The sequence below is a fragment of the Glycomyces buryatensis genome, assembly GCF_004912275.1.
GTDB lineage: Bacteria > Actinomycetota > Actinomycetes > Mycobacteriales > Micromonosporaceae > Glycomyces > Glycomyces buryatensis.
In genome coordinates, this window is sequence record NZ_STGY01000045.1 from 1 (window position 1) to 19,562 (window position 19,562).

General features: G+C 69.8%; 18 protein-coding genes. 14 read left to right on the forward strand and 4 right to left on the reverse strand.

Annotated elements, in window-relative coordinates; all coding sequences use genetic code 11:
• A partial coding sequence (locus tag FAB82_RS11815) for a hypothetical protein (RefSeq protein ID WP_246039587.1) occupies positions 1 to 1,395 on the forward strand: 1,395 nt, incomplete at its 5' end.
• Complete coding sequence (locus tag FAB82_RS11820; RefSeq protein WP_168801559.1) at positions 1,370 to 2,401, forward strand: HAD-IIA family hydrolase; 1,032 nt, start codon at positions 1,370 to 1,372, stop codon at positions 2,399 to 2,401. The genes FAB82_RS11815 and FAB82_RS11820, both read left to right, overlap by 26 nt.
• Positions 2,402 to 2,458: 57 nt before the next feature.
• On the opposite strand, the gene FAB82_RS11825 is transcribed toward FAB82_RS11820, so the two are convergent.
• Both FAB82_RS11825 and FAB82_RS11830 read right to left on the reverse strand, forming a co-directional pair.
• A complete protein-coding gene (locus FAB82_RS11825; protein ID WP_168801560.1) occupies positions 2,459 to 2,806 on the reverse strand; it encodes an SCP2 sterol-binding domain-containing protein in 348 nt (115 codons plus the stop codon).
• A 164-nt stretch (positions 2,807 to 2,970) separates the two neighbouring features.
• Positions 2,971 to 3,309, reverse strand: a complete 339-nt coding sequence (locus FAB82_RS11830) for an SCP2 sterol-binding domain-containing protein (RefSeq protein ID WP_136534753.1) — start codon at positions 3,307 to 3,309, stop codon at positions 2,971 to 2,973.
• A 155-nt stretch (positions 3,310 to 3,464) separates the two neighbouring features.
• Between FAB82_RS11830 and FAB82_RS11835 the strand changes: the two genes are divergently transcribed.
• The 3 genes from FAB82_RS11835 to FAB82_RS11845 are packed head-to-tail and all read left to right on the forward strand — an operon-like array spanning position 3,465 to position 4,888.
• Positions 3,465 to 3,869, forward strand: coding sequence for a hypothetical protein (locus tag FAB82_RS11835; protein WP_136534754.1), 405 nt, complete (start codon positions 3,465 to 3,467; stop codon positions 3,867 to 3,869).
• Positions 3,866 to 4,066 (forward strand): hypothetical protein, encoded by a 201-nt coding sequence (locus FAB82_RS11840; RefSeq protein WP_136534755.1) that lies wholly within the window; start codon positions 3,866 to 3,868, stop codon positions 4,064 to 4,066. Before FAB82_RS11835 ends, FAB82_RS11840 begins: the two co-directional genes overlap by 4 nt.
• Before the next feature lie 33 nt (positions 4,067 to 4,099).
• Positions 4,100 to 4,888 carry a TlyA family RNA methyltransferase gene (locus FAB82_RS11845; RefSeq protein WP_136534756.1) on the forward strand — a complete coding sequence of 263 codons (789 nt, stop codon included), beginning with the start codon at positions 4,100 to 4,102 and terminating at the stop codon, positions 4,886 to 4,888.
• Here FAB82_RS11845 and FAB82_RS11850 read toward each other — a convergent pair.
• Positions 4,885 to 5,169 (reverse strand): hypothetical protein, encoded by a 285-nt coding sequence (locus tag FAB82_RS11850; RefSeq protein WP_211116545.1) that lies wholly within the window; start codon positions 5,167 to 5,169, stop codon positions 4,885 to 4,887. The two genes, FAB82_RS11845 and FAB82_RS11850, sit on opposite strands and share 4 nt — an antisense overlap.
• Positions 5,170 to 5,378: 209 nt before the next feature.
• On the opposite strand from FAB82_RS11850, the gene FAB82_RS11855 reads away from it, so the two are divergent.
• The 9 genes from FAB82_RS11855 (at position 5,379) to FAB82_RS11895 (ending at position 17,984) form a co-directional block, all read left to right on the forward strand.
• Positions 5,379 to 6,275, forward strand: coding sequence for an NAD kinase (locus tag FAB82_RS11855; RefSeq protein ID WP_281276901.1), 897 nt, complete (start codon positions 5,379 to 5,381; stop codon positions 6,273 to 6,275).
• A 153-nt stretch (positions 6,276 to 6,428) separates the two neighbouring features.
• On the forward strand, positions 6,429 to 8,165 hold the full coding sequence (gene recN / locus FAB82_RS11860) for a DNA repair protein RecN (RefSeq protein WP_136534758.1): 1,737 nt from the start codon (positions 6,429 to 6,431) through the stop codon (positions 8,163 to 8,165).
• Positions 8,166 to 8,246: 81 nt separating this feature from the next.
• Positions 8,247 to 9,428, forward strand: a complete 1,182-nt coding sequence (gene steA / locus FAB82_RS11865) for a putative cytokinetic ring protein SteA (protein ID WP_425461584.1) — start codon at positions 8,247 to 8,249, stop codon at positions 9,426 to 9,428.
• Positions 9,425 to 10,357 (forward strand): copper transporter, encoded by a 933-nt coding sequence (locus FAB82_RS11870; protein ID WP_168801561.1) that lies wholly within the window; start codon positions 9,425 to 9,427, stop codon positions 10,355 to 10,357. The genes steA and FAB82_RS11870 overlap by 4 nt, the downstream gene beginning before the upstream one ends.
• 10 nt (positions 10,358 to 10,367) lie before the next feature.
• Positions 10,368 to 11,252: a hypothetical protein gene (locus FAB82_RS11875; protein WP_136534761.1), complete on the forward strand. Its 885-nt coding sequence runs from the start codon at positions 10,368 to 10,370 to the stop codon at positions 11,250 to 11,252.
• Positions 11,249 to 12,883, forward strand: coding sequence for a murein biosynthesis integral membrane protein MurJ (gene murJ, locus FAB82_RS11880; RefSeq protein WP_136534762.1), 1,635 nt, complete (start codon positions 11,249 to 11,251; stop codon positions 12,881 to 12,883). Before FAB82_RS11875 ends, murJ begins: the two co-directional genes overlap by 4 nt.
• Positions 12,880 to 13,977, forward strand: a complete 1,098-nt coding sequence (locus FAB82_RS11885; protein ID WP_136534763.1) for a glycosyltransferase family 4 protein — start codon at positions 12,880 to 12,882, stop codon at positions 13,975 to 13,977. Before murJ ends, FAB82_RS11885 begins: the two co-directional genes overlap by 4 nt.
• A 7-nt stretch (positions 13,978 to 13,984) precedes the next feature.
• Complete coding sequence (locus tag FAB82_RS11890; RefSeq protein WP_136534764.1) at positions 13,985 to 16,210, forward strand: alkaline phosphatase family protein; 2,226 nt, start codon at positions 13,985 to 13,987, stop codon at positions 16,208 to 16,210.
• A 79-nt stretch (positions 16,211 to 16,289) separates the two neighbouring features.
• Positions 16,290 to 17,984 (forward strand): CTP synthase, encoded by a 1,695-nt coding sequence (locus FAB82_RS11895; RefSeq protein WP_136534765.1) that lies wholly within the window; start codon positions 16,290 to 16,292, stop codon positions 17,982 to 17,984.
• A 52-nt stretch (positions 17,985 to 18,036) separates the two neighbouring features.
• Here the strand turns inward: FAB82_RS11895 and FAB82_RS11900 are convergent, their stop codons facing one another.
• Positions 18,037 to 19,539 carry an MFS transporter gene (locus tag FAB82_RS11900; protein WP_136534766.1) on the reverse strand — a complete coding sequence of 501 codons (1,503 nt, stop codon included), beginning with the start codon at positions 19,537 to 19,539 and terminating at the stop codon, positions 18,037 to 18,039.
• Between the last annotated feature and the right edge of the window lie 23 nt (positions 19,540 to 19,562).

A 19,562-nucleotide genomic window follows, 5' to 3' on the forward strand; every position in this document is an offset into this window, starting at 1 on the left:
CCGCGTCGTTTTAATGACGACCGTGGCGGCGATCGTGGTGGATATCGCGGAGGCAACCGTGACGACCGTGGTGGCCAAGGCGGTTACCGAGGCGGAAACCGCGATGATCGAGGTGGCGACCGTGGTGGATACCGCGGTGGCAGCCGCGATGACCGGGGTGGCGACCGTGGTGGTTACCGCGGGAACCGTGACGACCGAGGTGGCCAGGGCGGTTACCGCGGAGGGAACCGCGACGACCGCGGCCCCCGTCAGTACGACCGGCGCGATGACCGTGGCCCCCGCAGGGACGACGATGGCCGCATCGGCCGCGATGGCAGGCCCGCCCGGGGCAAGGACGCGCTGCGTCCGCTCGAGGAGCGCGAGGCCGGCCACGAGGGTCCGATCCGCGTCGGCGAGGACTCCACCATCGCACCCGACCTGCCCGAAGGCCTCGAATACGGCTTCGACCAGCTCGACAAGGAGACCAAGGCCGGGCTGCGCTCGCTGAACAAGCAGCTCGCCGAGGCCGTCGGCAACCGGCTCATCGCCGCCGCCGCGCTCCTGGCCGAGGACGACATCGACGGTGCCCTCGAACAGGCCCGCTACGCCCGCCGCAAGGCCTCCCGCGTCGCCATCGTCCGCGAGGTCACCGGTGTGGCCGCGTACGGCGCCGGCGAATGGCAGCTGGCCATGAACGAGCTCCGCGCCGCCCAGCGGCTCGGCGGCACGCGCGACCACGTCGCGATGATCGCCGACTGCGAGCGCGCCACCGGCCATCCCGACCGCGCCATCGACCTGTACCGCGAATTCGGCGACGACAAGGACATCGACCCGGAGGTCCGCGTCGAACTCCTCATCGTCGCCTCGGGCGCCCGCCGCGACATGGGCATGGGCGAGGCCGCGACCGCGATGCTCAAGGTTGGGGCGCTCAACTCGACGAAGGTCGAGCCCTGGTTGGCCCGCCTGCGCTACGCCTACGCCGAGGGCCTGCTGGCCGACGGCCTCGAGGACGAGGCCCGCGACTGGCTCTCCAAGGCCGTCGCCGCCGACGAGACCGGAGAGACCGGCGCCGCCGAGCGCCTGCTCGAACTCGAAGGCATCGACTTCGACGAGATCGAAGAGGAATTCGACGACGAGCACGAAGCGGAGTTCGAGGGCGACCGGCCCGAGGACGACCGCGACGAAGACGAGGGCGACGAGCCCCGAGCCGAAGCGCCGGAAGGCGACTCGGACGACGACCTCGACTCCGACGACGAAGACGACCGCGATGAGGACGGCTTCGAAGACGAGGACGAGGAAGACGAGAACCTCGAAGAAGAAGAGCCGGAGGCCGCCGTCAATGACGATGCGCGGGCCAAGGACGACAAGACTGCTGCCGCAGAGGAGTCCGATGACCCGACTGAAAGGCGCGGCTGAGCCCCTCGCCGCCGCTTACGACCAGGCGCTGCTCGACCTCGACGGCGTCGTCTACCTGCTGCACGAGCCGATCCCGGAGGCCGCCGCGACCGTTGCGGCGCTTCCGGGCCTGGCCTGCGCGCCAGTATTCGTGACCAACAATGCCTCGCGCAGCCCGGAGACGGTCGCCGAGGCGTTGCGGGGCATGGACATCCAAGCCAAGGCCTCCCAGGTTCTGACCTCCGCGCAGGTGGTCGCCTCGGGTATCTGCCAGCACATCGGCGAGGACGGCACCGTGCTGGTCACCGGTTCCGCCGCACTGCGTGCGGCGGTCGAGGACGAGGGCATGGAGATCACCGACGACCCGAAAGCGGCCGACGCGGTCGCCTTCGGGTACACGCCCACCACGACCTGGCGGGACCTCGCCGACGTGACCATCGCGGTCCGCAACGGTGCCTTCTGGGCCACGGCGAACCTCGATGCCACCCTGCCCACTCCCGACGGCCCGCTGCCGGGCATGGGCGCGCTGGTGGGCGCCGTCGCCACGGCCCTCGGCAGGGGACCTGACATGGTGGCAGGCAAGCCGGAGCTGCCGATCTACCAGGCCGCGTTGGAACGCAAGCGGGGCGGGCGCGCGATCATGGTCGGCGACCGGCCCGACTCCGACATCGAGGGCGCCAACCGCGTCGGCATCGACTCGCTGCTGGTGTTCACAGGCGTCGCCTCGCCGCGCTTCGCGCTGTCCCTCCCACCCGAGCAACGCCCCACCCACCTGGGCTGGAGCCTCGCGGCGCTGACCGAGACCCACACTGCGCCGCAGTGGGATACGAGCGGTGAAGCGGTCCTGTGCGGCGGCTGGGCCGTCGCGTTGGAGAAGGGCGCCATGGTGCTCAGCGGCTCCGGAGACTCGCTCGACGGCTGGCGGGCGCTGTGTGAATTCTCTTGGGCCCTAAACGATGAGAGCAAGAGCGAACGGCAGTTCGAACTCCGCCCGATCGGTCCGGCGGCCGAAAAACTGCTGGAATAGAGCAAATCGAAAGAGCCCGGATCGCCGCTGACGCGATCCGGGCTCTTCGTTTGCGACTTAGTCGACCTTCAGGGCCTTGCGCAGCTTGATCAGGTCCTTGGCGCTGGCCTTGACCTTGATCTTGCCGGTCAGGAACGCCTTGGCGGGCTTGAGTTCCTTCTTGGACAGGGCGATCAGGTCGTCGGAACCGAGCGAGATGCGGACCTCGGCGTCGGCGGCGTCGCCATCGAGCAGGTCGGTGAGCTTGCCGCCCGCGAGCTTCGCGCTGAACGCCTGGCCCAGGTCGGTGAGTTCCACAGCCAGCGTGCGTTCGAAGCCGTCCTCTAGGTCCAACTCGCTGGACTTCTTGGCGACCTTGCCCGCCATCTTCTCCAGAACATTGCGGCATTCGTCAACAGTGGCCATAACGGTCCTCCCATAGAATCGCTTGAGCTCAAAGGGCTCGACTGGCCAGAAGATTACAACGAGTGCCGAAAGCCATTGCGCCCGACCGGGAGTCAATCGGCCGAGCTCAGAGGCTATCATCGAAGGTCTTGGCCGCTTTCGGAGCGGCCATTCGGGGGCGCGGTCTAGAGAACGCCCCGCAGTTTCATCAGGTCCATCATGTTCGCCTTGAGCTTGACCTGTCCTCCGGTGAATGCCTTCATGAAGTCCAGTTCCCCCGCAACGAGTTTCAGCAGGTTGTCGGAGGAGACGATCATGCGGATGTCGGCCTCGGGGTTGTCCCCGTCGGTGATCCCGATCAGCTTGCCCTGGTCGAACCGGCCGTTGAACGACTCACCGAGGTCGGTGATGTCGCAGGCCAGGCTCCGCTGGAAGCCCGTGAGCTTGCGGACCGACTTGGGGTTGGCGGCTAGATTGTCAGCGAACTGCTCCAGAGCGGTTCGGCATTCGTCGACGGTGGCCATGATGCCCTCCTGTTCGAAACGAGCGGACGCGGCAGTGCGCCCCTCCAGAATGTTACCGGCCGGTAAGGCGCAGTGGCTAAGGCCCGCCGTGGGTACCGTTCGCGGTACCTTTGAATTCCAGCAGCGTGCGTTTACCTCATTCAGGAGTAGGAATCATGACAGACACCTCCCGCGCCTACTTCGACACCGTCTTCGGCATGACCGGCGAACCGGGCCGGCGCGCCCGTGAATATGCGGGCAAGGTCCGCGAGGACGTCAGGACCGGCGCCGAGAAGCTCCGCGAGAACCTCTCGTCCGGGTCCGAGCAGGTCCGCGGCCACGGCTCGCGCACTCTGACCGACATCGGCCGCTTGGTGCGCGCCGAGATGGACGCCGGCCTCGCCCGCATGGGCGTCGCCACCCAGTCGGACCTCGAAGACGTCAACCTGCGCCTCGAAGTCGCCGAAGAGGAGATCCGGGACCTCCGGGTGCGCCTCGCAGCGGCCGAGTCCCGCGCCGCCGAGACCCCTGCCGCCCCTGCCGCGACCACCGACGAGCCGACCGACGAAGAGAGCGCATGAGCGAGGCACCGAATCCGGCCGCCCTGGCCGGTCGCCTGAGCACCAGCATCGACACCGACGATGTGGAAGCCGAGGTCGAGGCCGCCCTCGGCAGCCTGGAGGCGCTGCCCGAACTGGCCGTCACCGACCACGTCGCCGTGTTCGAGGGCGTCCAGCAGCGCCTGTCCGAGATCCTCAGCGACGTCGACGACGCCTGAGCCCGAGAACCGTAGGAAGACCAGAACCGCCTGATGCCCCCGCGCTCCCGACTCGATGCCGAACTCGTCCGCCGCAAGATCGCCCGCTCCCGAGAGCAGGCCCGCGAACTCATCGCGGGCGGCCGGATCCAACTGAGGGGCATCACCGCGACCAAGGCCGCCACCAGCGTCACCGGTGACGACTCGATCCGTCTGGTCGGCGACGTGGACGACTACGTCTCGCGCGGCGCCCACAAGCTGATCGGAGCGCTCGACGCCTTCGGGATCGACCCGACCGGGATGCGCTGCCTTGACGCCGGGGCCTCCACCGGCGGCTTCACCGATGTCCTGCTGCGGCGCGGCGCGGCCGAGGTCCTGGCCGTCGACGTCGGCTACGGCCAGCTCGCCTGGAAGCTCCAGACCGATGACCGCGTCCGCGTCCACGACCGCACCAATGTCCGCCATCTGACCCCCGAACAGCTCGGCGGCCCCGCCGACCTGACCGTGGGGGACCTGTCGTTCATCTCCCTGGGACTGGTGCTGCCCGCGATGGCGGCGTGCACCAAGCCGACCGGCACCATGCTGCCGATGGTCAAGCCGCAGTTCGAGGTCGGCAAGGGTCAGGTCGGCCCGGGCGGCGTGGTCGCCGACCCGGTCCAGCGGGCCGACGCGGTGTGGGGCGTGGTGAAGGCGGCCGAGCAGCTCGGCTGGATCACCACCGCGGTGGTCGCGAGCCCGCTGCCCGGCCCGAAGGGGAACGTCGAGTTCTTCTGCCACATGGTCGGCGGCGAAGGCGCCGTGGCCATCTCGTACGACGACGCCCGCGCCGCCGCGACGGCTTAGACCTCTACGTCGGCCGCGATGATCTCGGCCCGGTTCCGTTCGAAGACCTTGCCGTTGTCGCCGGGCTCGTCCCACAGCCGCCCCATTTCGAGGACGGTGGTCTGGACGCCGGCCTCGCCGAGGCGCAGGGCGGAGACGGCGGCGCCGTAGCCCGAGCCGATGACGATGGCGGGGACGACGGCGCCCTGTGCGGCGGCGCCGGAGGCGCCGACGGTGGGGAGCCCGGCGGAGGCCGCAGTGGTGAGTGCGGTGTCACCGAGGAGTTGTCGGCGGGTCGGCATGGTGGGTGCTCCAATGCGCTTCGGTGGATATTGAAAGTCATTGTGCCGCAATGGATTCATTGCTGGGATGATCTGAATCGGGTGATATTGGAATGATTCTTCCCAGTTGTGCAACCGGTTTCATAAGTAAACTCTTCGGCACTGAGCGTCAGGCGGTCTCGGGTAGAGTTCGGGTCCCGAAACCAGTCGGGACAGGCAGGGGAGGTCGAGTGGGGTCACAGCGGAAGCCGGACCGGATCTTGGTCGTGACGCATCCACTTCGCGAGGACGTCGCGCAGTTGGCCGAGAAGATCGTGGCCGCGTTCCGCGAAGCCGGAGTGGCGGCCAAGATCCTCCGCGCCGATCCTTCGCTCCTTGGCCTCCCCGACGCGGTCCAGGTTTCCGACGGCGCCAGTACCGTCCCGGCCGACCTCGTGCTGGCCCTCGGCGGCGACGGCACCGTGCTGCGTTCGGCGAAGATGGCCGCCGAGGCCGACATTCCGCTGCTGGGAGTCAACTTCGGCAAGGTCGGCTTCCTCGCCGAGGCCGAGACCGGCGAGCTGGAGACCGTGGTCGAGCGGCTGCTGGCGGGCGATTATTCCGTTGAAGAGCGGACCACGCTGGCGGTCCAGGAGTGCGGCGACGGCGGCTCGGTGACCTCGTGGGCGTTCAACGACATCGCCGTGGAGAAGTCCGAGCCGGCCCGGATGCTGGAGCTGTTCATCGAGATCGACGGCTCGCGGCTGTCCCGCTACGGCTGCGACGGCGTCATCTGCGCGACCCCGACCGGTTCGACCGCGCACGCCATGTCGGCCGGGGGGCCGGTGGTGTGGCCCGATGTGGACGCGCTGCTGGTGGTTCCGATGAACGCGCACGCGCTGTTCGCCAGGCCGATGGTGATCCATTCCTCATCCGAGATCCGCATCGGCATCGAATCGGTGGGGACCACCGGTGTCCTGGTGGCCGACGGGAAGCAGATCGCCGAGCTCACGGCCGGTTCGACGGTGACGATCCGCCGCTCCGAGCAGTCGGTGAAGCTGGTCCGCATGTCCGAGCGCACGTTCCCTTCGCGGCTCGTCTCGAAGCTCAATCTCCCCGTCGACGGGTGGCGGCACGGGCGTATCTGACCTGCCCAATCCGGTGGGCGGGCGCTGAAACGCGAAAGTCGCCGCGGCCGGATTTAATTGGCGGGCTTCCGAACTGGAGCGACGCTCCGATTGCCGGCGCCGAGACCGAATCTCAACCTGCGATTGTCAGGGGGACCGGCTAGGCTCTGAAGCGTGTTGGACGAGCTTCGCATCCAGAACCTGGGCGTGATCGCCGACGCCACGCTTCCGCTGTCCCCCGGTCTCACCTGCATCACCGGCGAGACCGGCGCTGGGAAGACGATGGTCGTCGCCGGTCTGGGCCTGCTCTTCGGGGGCAGGGCCTCCCGTGCCCCCATCGGCGTCGAGAAGGCCCTTGTGGAGGGCCGCTTCGTCGTCGGCGAGGGCGCACTCGAACTGCGCGAGCGGGCGATCGAGGCCGGCGCCGATCTCGAAGACGGCGAGCTGCTGTTGGCCCGCTCGGTCTCCGCCGAGGGACGATCGCGCGCCTGGGTCGGCGGCCGGGCCGCCCCCGTCGGCGTCCTGTCCGAACTGGGCGAACTGGCGATCTCCGTGCACGGCCAGTCCGACCAGATGCGGCTGCTCCAGCCCGCCGAACAACGCGCCGCGCTCGACCGCTTCGCCGGGGCCGACCACGGCAAGCTCCTCGTCGCCTACCGGGCCGTCCACGCCGAACTCGGCGAGTGCGCGGCCGAGCTGACCCGCTTGCGCACCGGCGCCCGTGAAATGGCCCGCGAGGCCGACATGCTGCGCCTGGGCCTGGAGGAGATCACCGCCGTCGACCCGCAGGAGGGCGAGGACACCGCCCTGGCCGACGAGGCCCGCCGCCTCGCCAACGCCGAGACGCTGCGCCTGGCCGCCGCCACCGCCCACCAGACCCTCACCGGCGACCCGAGCACCGGCGACGGCGGCGCCGCCGACATCGTCGGCACCGCCGCCCGCGCGCTCGAACACGAGTCCACCGACGACGCCAAGCTGGCCGAGTTCGCCGAGCGCCTCTCCGAAGCGGGCGCGCTCCTGGCCGAAGCCGCCGTCGACCTTTCGTCCTATCTGGACGACCTGGCGGCCGACCCGACCCGCCTCGAAGAGATCTACCAGCGCCAGGCCGCGCTGAAGTCCCTGTTCCGCAAGTACGCCGAGGACCTGCCCGGCGTCCTCGCCTGGGCCGAGAACGCCACCAAGCGCCTCGGGGAGCTCGACGTCTCCGACGAGCGCGTCAATGAGCTCGAAGCCCGCCAGTCCGAGCTCACCGCCCGCGCAGGCGAACTCGCCTCCCAGGTACGCGCCTCCCGCCTGGCCGCCGCCGAGCGCTTCTCTGAGGCCGTCTCGACCGAGCTCAAGAGCCTGGCCATGCCACATGCTTCCGTCACCGCCTCGGTCGAGCCGCGACCGGCCGGTCGCGGCTCGGTCGACCTGGTCGTCGACGCCACCGTCTCGGGCGCGACCGAGGACGGCGCCGACGAGGTCGAGCTGCTGCTGCGGCCCCACCCCGGCGCGATCCCCGCCGCCCTCCACAAGGGCGCTTCCGGTGGCGAGCTCTCCCGCGTCATGCTCGCCATCGAGGTCGTGTTCGCCGAGATCGGCGGCCCGCCCGTCCTGGTCTTCGACGAGGTCGACGCCGGGGTCGGCGGCGGTGCCGCCATCGAGATCGGCCGCTGCCTCGCCAAGCTCGCCCGCCGCTACCAGGTCCTGGTCGTCACGCACCTGCCGCAGGTCGCGGCATTCGCCGACCGGCACCTGGTCGTCAGCAAGGACACCTCCGGATCCGTCACGGTCTCCGGGGTGCGAGTGGTCGATGATGCGGCCCGGGCACGTGAGCTTGCTCGCATGCTCGCCGGTATGCCCGACTCCCACCTGGGTGTGGCCCACGCCGAGGAACTCCTGGCACAAGCTGCGAAGATGAAGGGGTAGGCCTCCGCTCGCGGCAGCGGCGCGCCGCTGCCGCCGGCTGGGGGACGAATGGCATGATGATGCACGATGCGTGTACCTAGCTTGCGTTTGCCCGGGCGCGGCCCGGAAGGCGAGTCCTCCGAGGGCCGGCTGACCGGCACCGTTCGACTCGACCGCCGCACGAAACGATTGTGCGGCCGGCTCGAACCGGGCGACATCGCCGTGATCGACCACGTCGACCTCGACCGGGTCGCCGCCGACACTCTCGTCGGCACCGACGTGGCCGTGGTGGTCAACGCCGCCAAGTCGATCTCCGGCCGCTACCCCAACCTCGGCCCCGAAGTCCTCGTATCGAACGGGATCGTCCTCATCGACGATGTCGGCGACGAGATCTTCGACCTGGTCCGCGAGGGCAAGCAGGTCTCCGTCGAGGGCAATCAGGTCTTCCTCGGCGACCAGCTCCTCGGCGAGGGCATCCTCCAGACCGAGGAGTCCGTCTCCGAGGACATGGAGACCGCCAAGGAGGGCCTGTCGGTCCAGCTGGAGGCCTTCGCCGCCAACACGATGGAGTATCTGAAGCGGGAGCGGGATCTCCTGCTCGACGGCGTCGGCGTCCCCGACGTGCGCACCGACTTCAACGGCCGCCACGCGCTCATCGTGATCCGCGGCTACAACTATAAAGAGGACATCGACGTCCTACGGCCCTACATCCGCGAGTTCAAGCCGGTCCTGGTCGGCGTCGACGGCGGCGCCGACGCGCTGCTGGAGGCCGGCTACCGGCCCGACATGATCGTCGGCGACATGGACTCGGTCTCCGACGACGCGCTGCGCTGCGGCGCCGAGATCGTCGTCCACGCCTACGCCGACGGTCGCGCCCCCGGCATGGAGCGCATGGACAAGCTCGGCGTCCCCGCGATTCCGTTCCCGGCCGCGGCCACCTCAGAGGACATCGCGATGCTCATGGCCGACGAGAAGGGCGCCGAACTCATCTGCGCCGTCGGCACCCACGTCACCATGGTCGAATTCCTCGACAAGGGACGCGGCGGCATGGCCTCGACGTTCCTGACCCGCCTGCGAGTCGGCGGCAAACTGGTCGACGCCAAGGGCGTCTCGCGCCTGTACCGCCAGGACATGTCGATCTCGGCGCTGCTCCTGCTCATCATCTCCGCCCTCGCCGCCATGGCCACCGCGATCGCGATCTCCACCGTCGGACGCTCCTTCGTGGACGTCATCGCCGACTGGTGGGATGGTCTGATCTTCCAAATCCAAAGGCTGTTCTCGTGATCAACTTTCGCTACCATCTCGTCAGTCTCACCGCGGTATTCCTCGCCCTCACCGTCGGACTGATCCTCGGTACCGCCGCGCTGAACGGCCCCGCGATCGAGGTCCTGGAGGCCAATACCCAGAGCCTGCGCGACTCGAACGCGCAGTACCGGGCCGAGATCGAGAGCCTCGAAGCCCAGCTCGAGGACGACCAGTCCTTCGCCACCGAGATCGCCCCGACCTACCTGACCGGTCAGCTCACCGACCAGAACATCCTCGTGGTGGCCCTTCCCGGCGTCGAGACCGAGGTCGTCGACGGGGTCCAGCAGATGCTCGACTACGCGGGCGCCGGCAGCGCCGGGACCATCAGCATCCTGGACGACTACTTCGACCCGACCAATACCGACCAGCTCGCCGACCTGGTCGAGCGGGTCACCCCCGATACCGTCGAGGCCCCCGTGACCTACGACGGGGTCGAGGCGATGAGCTACGTCCTGGCCGCGGTCACGACCGGCACCGTCGACGGCAAGGCCGTCGAGATCGAGGACGGCGACATCACCACCGCCATCACCGGCCTCGAAGAGCTCTCCATGATCACTGTCGCGGACCAGCCCAGCGGCGCCGCGACCGGCGTGATCGTCCTCGGAGGCCAGGCCTTCACCGACTCCGACGCGGAAGACCGCAACGCCGGGGTCGTGTCCCTGGCGACCGCGTACGCCGGTGACGCGCCGACCGTCTACGGGGCCACCTCCGCGGTCGGCGACGACAACCCCGTCAACACGTTCCGGGCCGAGGACTCGCAGGTGGTCATCTCCACCGTGGACAATGTGGCCTCCCCGCAGGGACAGATCGCGGCCGTCGTCTCGCTGGGCGACCTCATCTCCGACGGCACCGAGCACGATCTCGGTACCGGGGAGGGCGCCGAAGGCCTCCTCCCGGCAGCGGCCTAGGATCGCGGCCATGAGCCAGCTTTCCCGCACGGCTGGGCGGGCGTTTCTCGGCGGCCTGGCCGCCGGAGGCACCATCGCCGCGATCAGTGCCATTCGACGCTCGAAATGGGCCGCCGACCTCGACCGCGTCAATCACAAGGGAGACACGGTCAGCCTCGCGGAGGGCCCCGGCGTCACGATCGGCGCCACCGCCGCGTCCATCGCAGGCGCGAACTCGCCCGGCTACGCCGTCGCCGCCGCCACCGCCGGACTCACCTCCGGCGCCGTCGGCCTCTACGACGACATGGCGGACACCAAGGGGGAGAAGGCCAAGGGCTTCAAGGGCCACGTCGGCGCGCTCCTCAAGGGCCGCCTCAGCGCGGGCCTGGTGAAGGTCCTCGGCATCTCGGCCGCCGGACTCGCCTCCGCCGCATTGGTCGACGCCGAATCCGACCGCCGGCCCAAGGGAACCCTGGCACGGTTGTGGAACATCGGCGTTGGCGGCGGCGTCATCGCCGGAACCGCCAACCTCATCAACCTGTTCGACCTGCGGCCCGGCCGCGCGCTCAAGGTCGTCTCCGTGCTCGCCGCGCCCCTGTCGCGCCCGCCCGGGCAGGGCGCCCGCTCGACCGCCGTCGGCGGCGCCAACACGGCCCTGGCCATCTCGGCCTCCGCCGCCGCCGCGATGGCCGACGACCTCGACGGCAAGACCATGCTCGGCGACTGCGGCGCCAATGCGCTCGGCGCGCTCCTCGGGCTGTCCTATATCGCCCGCACCGGCCCGGTCGGCCGCCACTTCGCCCTCGTCGGCGTCGGGGCGCTCATCGGCGCCAGCGAGCGGGTCAGCTTCACCAAGGTCATCGCCGAAACACCGGTGCTGCGCGAGTTGGACGAGCTGGGCCGGACGAAGAGTTGACCGACACCCGACGAGACGTCGGTCGTGCCGCCACCCTTATCGGTGCGATCACCATAGGTTCCCGACTGGCCGGATTCGGCCGGATGCTGGTGCTGATCTGGGCCGCGGGCATCACCACCGGGGTGGCCACCGCCTACCAGACCGCGAACTCCATCCCCAACCTGATCTTCGAACTGGTCGCCGGGGGCGCCCTGGCGGCCCTCGTGGTCCCGCTGCTGGCCGCCCCCCTCGCCCGGCATCGACCCGACCAGGTCAACCACATCGCCTCGGCGCTGCTCACCTGGGCGCTGACCATCCTCATTCCCGTCGCCGTCCTCGTCGCCGTGTTCGCCCGGCCGCTGATCCTGCTCGTCGGCTCAAACCTCCAGCCCGCGACCATCGACGCCGCGACCGAGATGCTGGTCTACTTCGCCCCGCAACTGCCGCTGTACGGCATCGCGGTCGTCCTCACCGGCGTCCTCCAGGCCCACCGCCGCTTCGCCTGGCCCGCGCTCGCGCCGCTGCTGTCGGGCATCACCATGATCGGCGTCTACCTGCTGTACGGGATCTACTCCGACAAGCAGACCGTCGCCGGCCACATCACCGACGCCGAACTGGCCCTCCTCGCCGGCGGCACCACCTGCGGCGTCCTCGTCCTCGCCGGCTGCCTCCTCATCCCGCTGCGCGGACTGCACCTGAAGTTCCGGCCCGCCTGGCGGCTCGAGACCCACGTCGCCTCCGACATCCGGGCCCTGGCCATCGCCGGGGCCATCACCCTCGGCGCGCAGCAGCTGTGCCAGGCCCTGCTGATCCGCCTGGCCAACAACCAAGAAGGCAACGTCACCGTCTTCGCCCTGGCCCAGACGTTCTTCCTGCTGCCATGGGCGGTCCTGGCCGTACCGCTCGCCACGGCCGTCTACCCCGGCCTGTCCGAATCCCACGCCCTCGGCGACTCCGACCGCTTCCACCGGAGCATCGCCGACACCGGCCGCACCGTCCTCGTCCTCTCGGGCCTCGGCGTCGCCGCGCTCGCCGGACTCGCCGAACCGATCGGCGCCGTCCTCGCCCAGGTCGCGGCCAACGGCGGCAACGCCGAGAAAGAACTTGCCGCCACCCTCACCGGCATCTCCTTCGGGCTCTTCGGCTACTCGATGTTCGCGATCTACTCCCGCGGGCTCTACGCCCTCGGCAGGCCCATGTCCTCGGCGCTGGCGACCGCAATCGGCTGGGCCGCGGCCGCGGTCGCGGCCGTGATCTTGGCCCAGACCATGGCCGAATCGCACCGCACCCTCGCGCTGTCCATCGCCTGGACCATCGGCATGACCGTCATCGGCCTCGCCCTGACCATCGCGATCGCCAGGCACACCGGCGCCGCGAGCCTCGCCGGACTCGGCCGCGCCGCCCTCGCCACCCTCGGCGCCACGGCCGCCGCCATCGCCGCGGCACGCGGACTCATCGCCTGGTGGGGCTCGGCCGGCTCCACGATCGCGAACCTGACGCAGGGCATCGCCGTCGGTGCCGTCACCGCCGTCGTCTATCTCGGGATCGCCGCGCTCGTCGGCGGAACCGGTGTCGTCGGACTGATCTCCCGACGCGCTGGCAGAATACGAGCGTCCGAGGAAAGCGAAGCAGAGAGCGGAGAACACCCGTGAGCCATCGACGCATCGCATTGGTGCTGGGCCCTTCGATCGGCGGCATCGGCACCCACGTCGCCTCAGTCGCCTCAGGACTGGTCGAGCGCGGCGACTCCGTCCTGGTCGTCGGCCCGCCCGAGACCGAGGAACGCTTCGGTTTCCGCGCCAGGGGCGCCCGGTTCGCGCCCGCGCCCATCACCGCCAAGCCCTCACCCGAACTCCCGCTCGCCTGGTGGGCCGCCCGCAGCGCGCTGCACGGCATCACCGGCAGGGGCGTCGATGTCGTCCACGCCCACGGCCTCACCGCGGGTCTCACCGCGCTCGCCGCCCGCCCGAGCAATGCCGCGCTGGTGTGCACCTGGCACAACCAGCTCATCACCTCCGGCGTCAAGCGCAAGGTCTCCGACCAGATCGAGAAGCGCCTGGCGCGCGGCGTCGACGTGGCGCTGGCCGCCTCCACCGACCTCCACGAGCACCTGATCTCGCTCAGCGCGTCCGACGCCCGAATGGCCCCCGTGGCCGCCCCGCCCCGACGCTCCGAAGGCGAGCCCGGCGCGGTCCGCGCGGAACTGGGCATCGGCGACCGGCCGCTGCTGCTGTCGGTGGGCCGCCTGCACCCGCAGAAGGACTACGACACCCTCATCGCCGCAGCCGCGGGCTGGAAGGACCTGCATCCTGAACCGGTGGTCGCGATCGCCGGCGACGGACCCGAACGCGAACGGCTGCAAGGCCTCATCGACGCCACCGGAGCCGACGTGCGTCTGCTCGGATACCGCACCGACGTCGCCGACCTGCTCGCCGCCGCCGACATCGCCCTGGTCACCAGCCAGTGGGAGGCCCGCCAACTGTTCGCCCAGGAGGTCCTCCAGGCGGGCGTCCCGCTCGTCGCCACCCGCACCGGCGGCATCCCCGAACTGGTCGAGGGCGCCTCGATCCTGTTCGACGTCGGCGACCTGAAAGCCCTCGACTCGGCCGTCCGCGGACTGCTGACCGACCCCGATCGCTCGGCCGCACTGAGCACGGCCGCGCTCGAACGCGCCGCCACCTGGCCCGACGAGGAACAGATGCTGGACTCACTCGATGCCCTCTATCTGGAATTGACCGGGAGATAACCGGGCCGTGTTCGAAAAACTCGCACCCGGGCGCCTTGTCCGCCGCTTCCGCCGCTCGATTTCCCAGCACCGCATGGAGATCGCCGCGTGGGCCGCCGTCGCGGTCCTCGCCGTCCTGGCGGCTCTCCAGATCCTGCCCGAGCCGTCCGAAGAGCGCGTCCCCGACACCGTCGACTCCGTCGTCGTGATCGGCGTCGGCGGACTCACCTGGACCGACATCGACGCCGAGTCCATGCCGAACCTGAGTGCCCTGGCAGAGACCGGATCCCTGGCCGAGCTCAATACCGATTCCGGGCGCGACTTCACCTGCACCTTCGACGGCTGGCTCACCCTCTCGGCCGGCGCACCCGCTGTGGCCAGCTCCTACGGCGACACCTCCGACTGCGGCGCCGTCACCTCCGACCAGATCACCGACGCAGGCTCCGGCGCCACAGTGGACGACATGACCGAGCTGGTCGAGCTCAACCGCGAACTCGACCAGGGCACCGAGCTCGGGATGCTCGCCGCCGGAACCGAATGCGCCACCGCCATCGGACCCGGAGCCGCCTACGCGACGGCCAACTCCGTCGGCCGAGTCACCGAATACAACTCCGCCTTCCCGACCGACGAACTCGGCGGCACCCTCGGCGAATGCCCGCTCACCGTCATCGGCGGCGGCGTCCTCGCCGACGACGAGACCGTCCGCCGAGCCGATCTCGAGGCGCTCGACGCGACCATCGGCGCCGTCCAGGAGGCGCGCGGCGAGAGCTCGGCCGTCATCGTCACCGGCCTCGGCCAGACCACCGCTCCCAACCGGCTCCTCGCCGCCGTCGCGAACTTCGGTGACGAGGACGGGCACAACCTGCTCGACCTGCCCGCCGAGCGCCCCGGCTATCTGCGGCTCACCGACGTCACCGCCACCATTCTGACGCTCCTCGACGCGCCCCTGCCCGACTCCGTCGCCGGCGCCGCCGCCGGAGCGACCGACGACACCCTCGATTACGAAGCGCGCCAAGCGGTCTTCGACGACACCGACACCCGGCTCATCGCCGCCGACGTCGCCGCCCCGAACACCCAGTGGCTGCAAGTACTCCTGTTCCTCGCCCTGACGTTCGTGGCCTGGCCACTGCTGCACCTGCTGCGCCGCGCCGGGCAGCCGGGCGTCAAGCCGCCGCCACTGTGGCTCATGCGGCTCAACATCATCTCCGCGCTCGTCTGCGCCCTGTTCGTCGCCGCCGGCATCCTCGCCGACTTCTTCCCCTGGTGGAACACCGCCAGACCCGGCATCGTCGGTCCGGCGACCGCACTCTCCATCGCCGTCGTCTGCGCCGTCGTCGCGGTCTTCCTGCCCCGCCGCCACGGCGCCGCCGGACTCCTGGTCACCGTGTCCGCCTTCGGCATCGCCGTCACCATCCTGGCCATGATCGTCCACTCCCAGGCGCCGCTGGGAACGCTGCTGGGCGACTACACCGTCGCCGACTCCGCCTCCGGCGAACTCGGCCCAGTCGCCACCGGCATGTTCATCGCCTCGATGTGGCTGCTCGCCGCCGCCGCGGCCTGGCGCCTGCCCCGCCGCTTCCAGTCCCCGGTCATGGCCGGCATCGGCTGCCTCGGCGTCCTCGTCGTCTCGGCCGGGTTCCTCGGCGACTCCGTACCCGCCGCCGTCGGCCTCACCGTCGGCACCTGCCTCGCCGCCGCGCTCGCCACCGGCGGCTGGGTCACCTTCTCCCGCTTCGTGTGGTCCGGCCTGGCCGGCGCCGCCGTCCTGCTCGGCCTCTCCTGGATCGACTACCAGCGACCCGCCGCCGAACGCGGCGAACTCGGCGCGTTCTGGGCCGACCTGCTCGGCGACACCAACGGCGTCATCGGAGCCGGAGTCAGCTCCAATATCGTCGCCGCCTTCACCTCGCCGCTATCGGTCCTGACGATCATGGCAGGCCTGTACTGCTGGCTGATCCTGCTGCGCCCCGGCGGCGGCCTGCGACGCGCCTACGGCCTGTACTCGCCGCTGCGCGCCGCCGTCGTGGCCGCCGTGGTCGGCTCGGCCGTCGCCGGACTCCTACTCGGCAAGGGGCTCATGAGCCTCGGCTCGGCGCTGGCGGTCATCGTGCCGCTGGCGATCATCGTCAGCCACCGTGTCCTGGCTCGCGCTCATGTCAAGGACGGCGAGTACTCAGACATGATCGTTGACGCACCCTCGTGGGTCGATGAGGCGTACGGCGGTGAAAGTGTTAGTGTGGAATCCCGTGGGTGATGCGATCCACCGGCGGCCTACCAGCACTGACAGCGGGTGCAGGGCCAGTCGATCGACACGATAAGCACGGGAGTTCGCTTTGGCCAGCGCCGCAAACGGTCAGTCTCGTTCCACGAAGCATCTCTTCGTCACCGGAGGGGTCACCTCCGCCCTCGGCAAGGGCATGAGCGCCGCCAGTCTCGGCAATCTCTTGACCGCGCGCGGCCTGTACGTGGTGATGCAGAAGATCGACCCTTACATCAACGTCGACCCCGGCACCATGAACCCGTACGAACACGGCGAGGTCTTCGTCACCGATGACGGTGGCGAAACCGACCTCGACATCGGCAACTACGAACGCTTCCTCGACCGGAACCTGTCCAAGGGTGCGAACGTGACCACCGGGCAGATCTACTCCGACGTCATCGCCAAGGAGCGCCGCGGCGACTACCTCGGCGCGACAGTCCAGGTGATCCCGCACATCACCAATGAGATCAAGTCCCGCCTGGCCGCCATGGCCGACCCCGATCCGGAGACCGGCAGGGTCCCGGACGTGGTCATCACGGAGGTCGGCGGCACGGTCGGCGACATCGAGTCGCTGCCGTTCCTGGAGGCGATCCGCCAGTACCGCCACGACATCGGCCGGGACAACTGCTTCTTCCTGCACGTCTCGCTGGTGCCGTACCTCGCGGCGTCCAAGGAGATGAAGACCAAGCCGACGCAGCACTCGGTGGTGCAGCTTCGCAGCATCGGTATTCAGCCCGACGCGATCGTCTGCCGCTCGGACCGGCCGCTGCCCGACGGACTGAAGCGGAAGATCGCCGGGTTCTGCGACGTGGACGACGCCGCGGTGGTCTCGGCCCCCGACTCGGCGTCGATCTACGAGATCCCCAAGACCCTCCATGCCGAGGGCCTGGACGCCTACGTGGTCCGCAAGCTCGACCTGCCGTTCAAGGACGTCGACTGGACCTCCTGGGACGACCTGCTCGACCGGGTCCACAACCCCGCCACGACCATCGATGTCGCGATCGTCGGCAAGTACATCGAGCTGCCCGACGCCTACAAGTCGGTGGTCGAGGCGCTCAGCGCGGCCGGGTTCGCCCACCGCGCCAAGATCAACCTTCGCTGGGTCGAATCCGACGACTGCGAGAGCGCCGACGGCACGGCGAAGGCGCTGGCCGGGGTCGACGCGGTCGTCATCCCCGGCGGATTCGGCAACCGGGGCGTGCCCGGCAAGATCGGCGCACTCACCTACACCCGTACCCGTGGTATTCCCACCCTCGGCCTGTGCCTCGGTATGCAGTGCATGGCGATCGAGGGCCTGCGGGAGATCGCGGGACTGGTCGGGGCGGACTCCCAGGAGTTCGATGCCGCGGCCGAGCACCCGGTGATCTCCACGATGGCCGACCAGACCGACATCGTGGCCGGTCGCGGCGACATGGGCGGCACGATGCGGCTGGGATCCTACGAGGCCAAGCTGGCCGAGGGTTCCATCGCGGCGGAGCTGTTCGGCACCACCGAGGTCACCGAGCGCCACCGCCACCGCTACGAGGTCAACAACGCCTACCGCGAGCAGCTGACCAAGTCCGGGTTCGTCATCTCCGGTCTCAGCCCCGACGGGCGCCTGGTGGAGTTCATCGAGCTCGACCGCGATGTCCACCCGTACTACGTGGGAACTCAGGCGCACCCGGAGCTCAAGTCCCGTCCGACCCGACCGCACCCGCTCTTCGACGGGCTGGTCGCGGCGGCGGTCGAACGCCAGAATGCCGACCAGCTGAAGCTTGAAGCGGCATAAGCGAGCAGAGCAGAGGCGGGGCCATTCGGCCCCGCCTTGCTTCGTTTTCTGCCTAAGCGTTCGCCTTGGCGCGCAGGGCCCGGCCGATCGGGATCGCCGCCAGGAGCAGCAGCACGGCCGCGATGATCGAGGTCGTGCGGAGTCCGTCGGTGAAGGCGGTCCGGGCGACGGTCAGTAGGGCGTCCCCGGCCTCGGCCGGAAGCGTCGCGGCCACGTGCACGGCCTCGCCGAGCGTCTCGTGGGCCGCCGCGGGCTCGCCGTCGAGTCCGCGCCGGTAGATGCCGGTCGCGACGCTGCCGAGCAGCGCCACGCCCATCGCGCCGCCCAGCTCGTAGGCGGTCTCGGAGATCGCGGCGGCGGCACCGGCCCGGTTCGGCGGGGCGGCGGCGATGATCGCGTCGTTGGTGACCGTCTGGACCATGCCCGAGCCCACGCTGATGATCATGAACGCGCCCACGACAACGAGCGCGCCCTGCTCGACTCCGATGAAGCTCATGGCCGCGAAGCCGGCGATCACGCACGCCAGCCCGGCGAGGATGATCCGCACCAGGCCGAACCGTTCGGACAGCCGCACCGCGAACAGCCCGGCGGTCACCGAGACGACCATGCCCGGCAGGAGCAGCAGGCCCGCCCGCATGGGGGAGAAGCCCAGCACCAGTTGGAGGTACTGCGTCAGCAGGAACAGCGCCGAGATCAGCGCGAACACGATGGTGAAGTTGGTGGCGATCGAGGCGCTGAACCGGCGCACCTTGAACAGGTTCACGTCGATCAGCGGGTGCTCCAGGCGCTTCTGGCGGCGGATGAACAGCCATCCGGCGACCGCGCCCACGGCGATGGTGCCGACCGCTTCGATCGTCAAGCCGTGCTCGGCGATCGTCTTGACGCCGTATACGAACGGGAAGATCGCCAGGAACGACAGGGCCACCCCGCCCCAGTCGACCGGTCCCGGCTGGGAGTTGCGCGATTCGGGCAGCAGGAGCGGTGCGGCGATGACCACGGCGATGGAGACCGGCGCGGCCATGAGGAACACCGAGCCCCACCAGAAGTGCTCCAGCAGCCAGCCGCCCAGGACCGGGCCCGCGGCCGCTCCGGCCGAGAAGCCCGCACCCCAGATCGCGATGGCGAACAGGCGCTGGCGGTCGTCGGTGAACAGATTCCGCATGAGCGCCAAGGTGGTCGGCATGAGCGTCGCGCCGGCGAGGCCCAGCAGGGCCCGGGCGGCGATGAGCGCCTCGGCGGTGGGGGCGTAGGCGGCGGCGACCGAGGCGGCCGCGAACGCGGCCGCGCCGATGATGAGCAGCTTGCGGCGTCCGATGCGGTCGGCGATGGAGCCCATCGTCACCAGGAGGCCGGCCAGGACGAAGCCGTAGATGTCGACGATCCACAGCAGCTGGGCGCTGGTGGGCGCCAGGTCCTCGGAGAGGAACGGCACGGCGAAGCCGAGTACGGTCATGTCGATCGAAATGAGCAGTACCGGGAGCACCAGGACAGCCAAGGCCGCCCACTGGCGGCCGGTGAAGCGCGCACGGCGTGGCGTCGGCAGCGTGGTTGTCATGGTCGCCTCCTCGGCTGAAAGTT